The organism is Chengkuizengella marina (assembly GCF_009910845.1).
Taxonomy (GTDB): domain Bacteria; phylum Bacillota; class Bacilli; order Paenibacillales; family KCTC-33759; genus Chengkuizengella; species Chengkuizengella marina.
Map to the genome: position 1 here is coordinate 24840 of NZ_SIJB01000059.1, position 6402 is coordinate 31241.

The 6402-nt window shown below is 32.1% G+C and carries 7 protein-coding genes; all 7 read left to right on the forward strand.

Features of this window, described 5'->3' with window-relative positions; translation table 11 throughout:
• Window positions 1-8: 8 nt before the first annotated feature.
• Window positions 9-698, forward strand: coding sequence for an urease accessory protein UreF (locus ERL59_RS19710; RefSeq protein ID WP_160647948.1), 690 nt, complete (start codon window positions 9-11; stop codon window positions 696-698).
• A 22-nt stretch (window positions 699-720) separates the two neighbouring features.
• Window positions 721-1404 carry an urease accessory protein UreG gene (ureG, locus tag ERL59_RS19715; protein ID WP_160647949.1) on the forward strand — a complete coding sequence of 228 codons (684 nt, stop codon included), beginning with the start codon at window positions 721-723 and terminating at the stop codon, window positions 1402-1404.
• 55 nt (window positions 1405-1459) lie between these two features.
• A complete protein-coding gene (locus ERL59_RS19720) occupies window positions 1460-2239 on the forward strand; it encodes an urease accessory protein UreD (RefSeq protein ID WP_160647950.1) in 780 nt (259 codons plus the stop codon).
• A 144-nt stretch (window positions 2240-2383) separates the two neighbouring features.
• Window positions 2384-2800: a hypothetical protein gene (locus ERL59_RS19725; RefSeq protein WP_160647951.1), complete on the forward strand. Its 417-nt coding sequence runs from the start codon at window positions 2384-2386 to the stop codon at window positions 2798-2800.
• An 89-nt stretch (window positions 2801-2889) separates the two neighbouring features.
• The gene (locus ERL59_RS21195; protein ID WP_160647952.1) at window positions 2890-3402 is read left to right on the forward strand and encodes a DUF4309 domain-containing protein; all 513 of its coding nucleotides are present in this window, start codon (window positions 2890-2892) and stop codon (window positions 3400-3402) included.
• Between the two features lie 297 nt (window positions 3403-3699).
• Complete coding sequence (locus ERL59_RS19735; RefSeq protein WP_160647953.1) at window positions 3700-5676, forward strand: phospholipase D-like domain-containing protein; 1977 nt, start codon at window positions 3700-3702, stop codon at window positions 5674-5676.
• 456 nt (window positions 5677-6132) lie between these two features.
• Window positions 6133-6402: hypothetical protein (locus tag ERL59_RS19740; protein ID WP_160647954.1), on the forward strand; the 270-nt coding region annotated here is incomplete at its 3' end.

A 6402-nucleotide genomic window follows, 5' to 3' on the forward strand; every position in this document is an offset into this window, starting at 1 on the left:
GAGTCAGAATGAATAGTGATTCAAAACTTTTATTTTACGTACAAATCTTAGATTCTGCACTTCCAATAGGTGGGTTCTCTCATTCTTTTGGTTTAGAAACCTATATTCAAGATGGAAAAATAAAGAGTTTAGAGGATCTTGAGAGTTTAGTACACTCGCAACTTCATCATTCCTTAGTTCGATTTGAAAGTTTAGGGATAAAAGGAATTTATGAATCGCTAGAGCAAAATGATTATGACAAAGTCTTCTTATTTGACAGAATTTTAAATGTTCAACGAGTAGCAAGAGAATCAAGAGAAGCATTGCTTAAAATGGGCAAGAGATTATTAAAGCTAGCTAAAACCATATATCCTTGGATGGATTTTCAACCAATTGAAAAGTTTTTTATTGAAAACAATAGTATCACATTACCAACGGTTCATACTTATGTAACCTACCATTTAGGGATAGATTTAGATGAAACGGTAAAAGGTTATTGTTATACAAATGTTGTAACAACTGTGAATAGTGCTCTGCGTTTAATGTCTATTGGTCAAACAGACGGGCAATTTATCATCAGTCGCTCAATACCAGTGATAGAAGAAGAATGGGAAAGTGTAAAGGACATGAATCCTGAATTATTGCATTCTTTTGCGCCTGCACAAGAAATATATGCTATGAACCATGAAACGTTATATTCAAGGCTATTTATGTCTTAAAAATAATAAGGAGTGATTTATTATGTGTGAAGGATCAAATCATACACATCATCAATGGGAAACCCCTGCAGCAGAAGCTAATCGTCCTTTTCGATTTGGGATAGGAGGACCAGTAGGATCAGGAAAAACAGAGTTAGTAGATAAACTGTCTAAACGTTTGAGAGAAAGGTATAGTTTAGCTGTAATTACAAACGACATTTATACTAAAGAAGATGCAGACATTTTAATAGGAAAAGGGGCTTTACCAGCAGAAAGAATTGTTGGAGTAGAAACTGGAGGCTGTCCTCATACAGCAATTAGAGAAGATGCTTCTATGAATTTTGAAGCGATAGAAGAGTTAGAGGAACGTTTTCAAGATTTGGATATTCTTTTTATAGAAAGTGGAGGAGATAATTTAGCTGCAGCATTTAGTCCCGAATTGGTGGATCGGTTTATTTACATTATTGATGTAGCTCAAGGAGAGAAAATTCCTAGAAAGGGAGGACCTGGGATTATAAGGTCCGATTTATTATTAATTAATAAAACGGATTTAGCTCCTCATGTAGGTGCAAGTTTGGAAGTTATGGATCAAGATACAAAAAAGATGCGAGGAAATCGTCCCTTTATTTTCTCCAATTTACTTCGTGAAGAAGGTGTGGATGAAATTGTTCAGTGGATTGAACAGCAATTAGAACTTAATAGTAATGTGATTGCTAATGGCTCTTAACCCCCTCCCTCATAAAATAAAAAAAAGGAAGAGTATACTAACAGGAAGATTTGAAGTGCGAAATGGTAGAACTACATTAGTGGATCGATTTCATCAAACCCCTTTAAAAATATCTAAAACACACGTACTTGAAAATACGAAACAACTATATATATGTGTAATGGATTGCTCACCGGGGATGTTAGATGGGGACGAGTATGATATTCAGATGGATCTTGGAGAACAGACAGAGGTATATTTAACGAACCAAGCGTATACTAAAATACATCCTTCACAAGGTAATGAGGTCAAGTTAAATCAGAGATTTGAATTAAAAAAGGGAGCGCTGCTAGAGTTTTTTCCTGAACCGACAGTTCCATTTGCTTATAGTCGTTTTCATGGAGAATCTACCTTTCATTTAGAAGAAGATTCATCACTTGTAACTAGTGAAATTTTAACACCTGGACGCATTCATTTAGGTGAACGTTTTGATTATGAATCGTTCACTAACACGATGAAAGTTTATCGTAAAAATAAATTAATTGCTTGGGACAGATTTCATTTAAATCCTTCAAAACATCAATTTGAAACGTGGGGCGCTTTTGAAAACTATACTCATATGGGTACATTTTGGATATTTTCCAAATATGTTAGTGAACACTTGTTACAGTTGATTCGTGATAGTTTGAGTGAATCTCCTAATATACTTGCAGGGGCTAGTTTTACTTGTGAACAAGGAATTTGTGTACGTATGCTGGGTTATAAAGCTTGGGAATTGCAGCAATGTAATCACAACTTATGGAGCTTTTGGAGAGAGTATGTTTATAAACAACCCGTTCCATTAATAAGAAAATAGTCAGAAAAAATCTTATGCCATTTTTAAGGTGTAAGATTTTTTTTGATGTACAAGTTTAATTGATTTTATTTTATTTACTACTGAAACTTTTTACCCTTATTTACCGTCTTTAAATCAAAGAATTGAAAAAGGGTGTGGAAGGTTATGAGATTTTTTATTACGTTAGTTTTCATCGTTTTATTGATTGGCTGCTCAGAACAAGGGCAGATTTCTGAGGTGCATATATCTAAATCCTTAGGATTTGGTATGTTTAACACGGAGAATTCACAAATTTATAGTGAGAGGGAAACTGTAGAGTTGTTTGAAAAAGTAATTTCTCTAGCTGAAAAAGAACCAGGAATTGTTAATATGGCATCACCTGAATTTAATATGAAAATGGTTTATACAGATTCTGAATCACAAGGATATTATTTATGGTTAGGAAGTGAAGGAAAGCGAAGTACATTAATGAAAATTGAAGAAACATATACCATTTATACTATACCAGAAAATATAAGCAAAGATCTAAGAGAGTTATTAATGAGTTCTGATATATTAGTTGCTTCTGAATTTAAGTCATAGTTTTACTAGAGATATTTTAGACAATCCTGAATCTTTTATATTAATTATGAATATATATGAAATTAAAAGAAAAGAAATGGGTGAATGTTGTGCGTGTTAGATCAGGGGCGATGGTATTCTTCTTAATTTCAGTATTAATGATTTCAGGATATACAGATTTAGATTCTATTGAAAACGTGCAATTAACTACAGATCCTTATACTGATTTTAAATGTGAATTAATTGTTGATTCTAACCTATTAGAACTGGCTAAGTCAGGTGAATTACCAGGAATAGATATTTCCATTGGGATGTCTAAGCAAGAAATATTAAATTCGTTTGGTAAGCCTGATCTTATTGGAAAAATGCATACTATATATTACAAATATGATGGATGCATATTCTACTTTGGGACTGGAGATCAAATAGGGGTGATGGATATAAAACTAAATATGTCTCCATCACAGTTAAAAGAGATAATAGGAGAGCCTGATTTTGAAGGTATCAGTCCAATTGATTCTTATTATAGCCTTATCTATTCCTTAGAAAATAACTATATGTTTTATATAGATTACAAAACAAAGGATAGTCCTGAAGGAATGTTACGTTATAAAATAAATTAACTAAATTTTAAGTCATAAATGAATTTGCAGTGACTTCATAAGATTAGACAAGTTACTCTATTAGGTAGTAAGTTAGGGCTGATTTCATTGGAATCAGTCCTTTTAGTGTTGCCTTAATATATTTGTGACTTATAAAAAAAATTTAAATATTTATATAAATAGATATATTTACTAAAAAAAGAATCTAAATCAAATAACTGTAATATATTACTTGTATAAATACAAAAATGATCATGATATCATGATGTAGAAAGATGTAAGCGCTTTCTTTATAATTATCTAAGGAGATGTTAAGTGATGAATTACTTAAAAATATTTCCAATTGTTTTGTCTTTAATTTTATCTATGTTTATCCCTAATGTAATAACAGGAAATGCTGCTGAAGGGGATGTGGTCATTAATGAAATAGCATGGATGGGTACAAATGTGAGCAGCAGTGATGAGTGGATAGAGTTATACAATAATACCAATTCACCAATTTCATTAGATGGCTGGTTTCTAAATGCCACTGATGGAACTCCAAGTATTCAATTAAGTGGGACGATTGCTGCTAATGACTACTTTTTGCTGGAACGAACGGATGATAATACGGTTTCAAATGTAACAGCAGATATAATTTATACAGGTGCATTAAGTAATGCGAGTGAAAATTTGGAGTTGAGAGATGACAATAATAACCTAGTAGATGTAGTTGATCAATGGTATTCAGGAGATAATGGTACGAAGGCAACAATGGAAAGAGTGAATTCAAAGTTAGCTTCAACTGAATTAAATTGGACAAATTCTAGTGCTGTTTACAATGAAGGCCTTGGTACTCCTAAACAATTAAATTCTGAGAAAGAACCCATTGATGATCCTGGAAGTACACCTGAATTGAGAAGTTGTAATACTACTGAAGAACAATTAAACAATGTTTCAAATGAAGTAGGAACAATTAACGTATATTTTAATAAATGTGCTTTAGAAGAATACGCTATTTTTCAAAATGTGGCTAATTATAACATCAATTTAGAAGATCGTTTAATTCAGCGATTAAATGAAGCTGCTAATCGTATAGATATGGCCTTATATGAAATTAATTTACCAAGAATTGTAGATACGTTAATATTAAAAGCTAATGAAGGAGTAGATGTTAGGCTGATTGCTGACTCTAAAAAAGCTGATGACCCAAATTATATAGAACGATTTGAATTAATGAGATTATATATAGAAAAAATGGTCAGAGGTCTAGATGGAGTCATTGGTACAGCTGATGATATAAATGTGTTCTCAGACTCCCCAATGTTTGTTGTTGAAGATGCCACAAAAAGAATAGAGTATGGATTACCTTCTAATTTTAGTGATTTTCCTGAGGTAACTGTTCAAGTTGGAAGTGCAGATCAAACAGGCCATATGTTTGTAGACGCTGAAGAAAAAGGAACTAACACATACTATTCACCAAATACTCAAATGCATAATAAGTTTGCAATTATTGATGGTCAATGGGTATTTACAGGAAGTTGGAACTTTACAGTAACAGGACTTTATGGTTCTGAAGAGAATATGGCAAATGGGACTTTAGATGGAAATCAACAGCATGTAGTTGAAGTAAATAGTGCAGAACTCGCTTCCATCTATGAAGTTGAATTTAATGAAATGTGGGGAAGTAATACACTTCATCCTGATCCTGTAAATGCTAACTTTAATACGCGAAAAACAGATAACACTACTCATAGTGTAGATGTTAACGGAGTAACAGTAGAAGTATATTTTTCAACTGGTGACAATGCGTTAGGTCGGGTTAAAGAAATTATTAAGAATGAAGCCCAATACAATACCTACTTTACGATATTTGCCTGGAGTGACCAACAAATATTAGATGAACTAAAATACAAATGGGAAGGTTCATATTCAGATTTACAAGGTACGCTAACTGGATTTGATGTAAAAGGTGTATTTGATTCAAGTTATTGGAATCAATGGTGGTCAGCAAGTGTTGATATGACTGGAAGAACTGCATCACAGTCAAGTGCCGGGAACCCAAATAATCGATGGGCAAATCCTGCTCCAGTTTATAAAGATAATGAATCTAGAAAGCTCCATAGCAAGACGATGCTAATAGATATAGACACAATTAGTGATCCAACTGTCATAGTGGGTTCTACGAATTGGAGTAATAATGGTAACAATGTAAATGATGAAAATATGTTAATTATTCATAGTGAAAAGATTGCAAATCAATTTTTACAAGAATTTAATGCACGATATCAAATCGCAGGTGGGCATATTAATTAAGGAGAAATACTATTTAATTTAATTCATTGGAGTAAAGACCGATAAAGGCCACTCTTAAAAGGAGTGGCTTTTTTAAGTTAATAGGTTAAATAATTACACAAATTAACTTGGATAAATCATATCAATAACCAATTATTCCTATTTTTAAGATGTATTTAAACAATAGGTTGTAAGTGTTTATTATTGAGATTTTATATAATTTAAAAAATGATGAAAGATTATGTTGAATAATTATGCAATTTGACGTATCATGTTAGTTATAACAAACTACTTTAAATAAAGTGATTATGATTTCTCTAAGACTGGTCCATATAGAAGTGAATAATAGGACACAGTCAGTATGTGAATTACGGAGTACATTAGTTTTTATCATTTATTTATATGAAAGGGCTTTCATAAAGAGAGGAGGATATTTTAATAACTGGTTTCAAATTCAATTAAGGAGGAGGAAATAATTTGACAATGATTAAAAGAGTTACTTTATCTAGTTCTATGATTTGGATGATACTTTTCATCATTTTGATCGCAATGATCGTTTCCACTTCAACAGAGGTACATGCACAAGAACGAGAAGGATATAAAATGATCGATCGGGGTACCTATAAGGTTTATGTTCCTGAAGAAGAAATTGTGGAGAACGAATCAAATTTAAATTCTTCTAATTTGAAATCTATAGATCCAAAGTCTACAAATCTAAAATCTACCAATTTAAGCAATAGTGTTGGA

Coding starts and splice junctions, on each gene's coding strand:
- ERL59_RS19710 (WP_160647948.1), top strand. CDS start 9: ATGAATAGTGATTCAAAACTTTTATTTTACGTACAAATCTTAGATTCT.
- ureG (WP_160647949.1), top strand. CDS start 721: ATGTGTGAAGGATCAAATCATACACATCATCAATGGGAAACCCCTGCA.
- ERL59_RS19725 (WP_160647951.1), top strand. CDS start 2,384: ATGAGATTTTTTATTACGTTAGTTTTCATCGTTTTATTGATTGGCTGC.
- ERL59_RS19735 (WP_160647953.1), top strand. CDS start 3,700: ATGAATTACTTAAAAATATTTCCAATTGTTTTGTCTTTAATTTTATCT.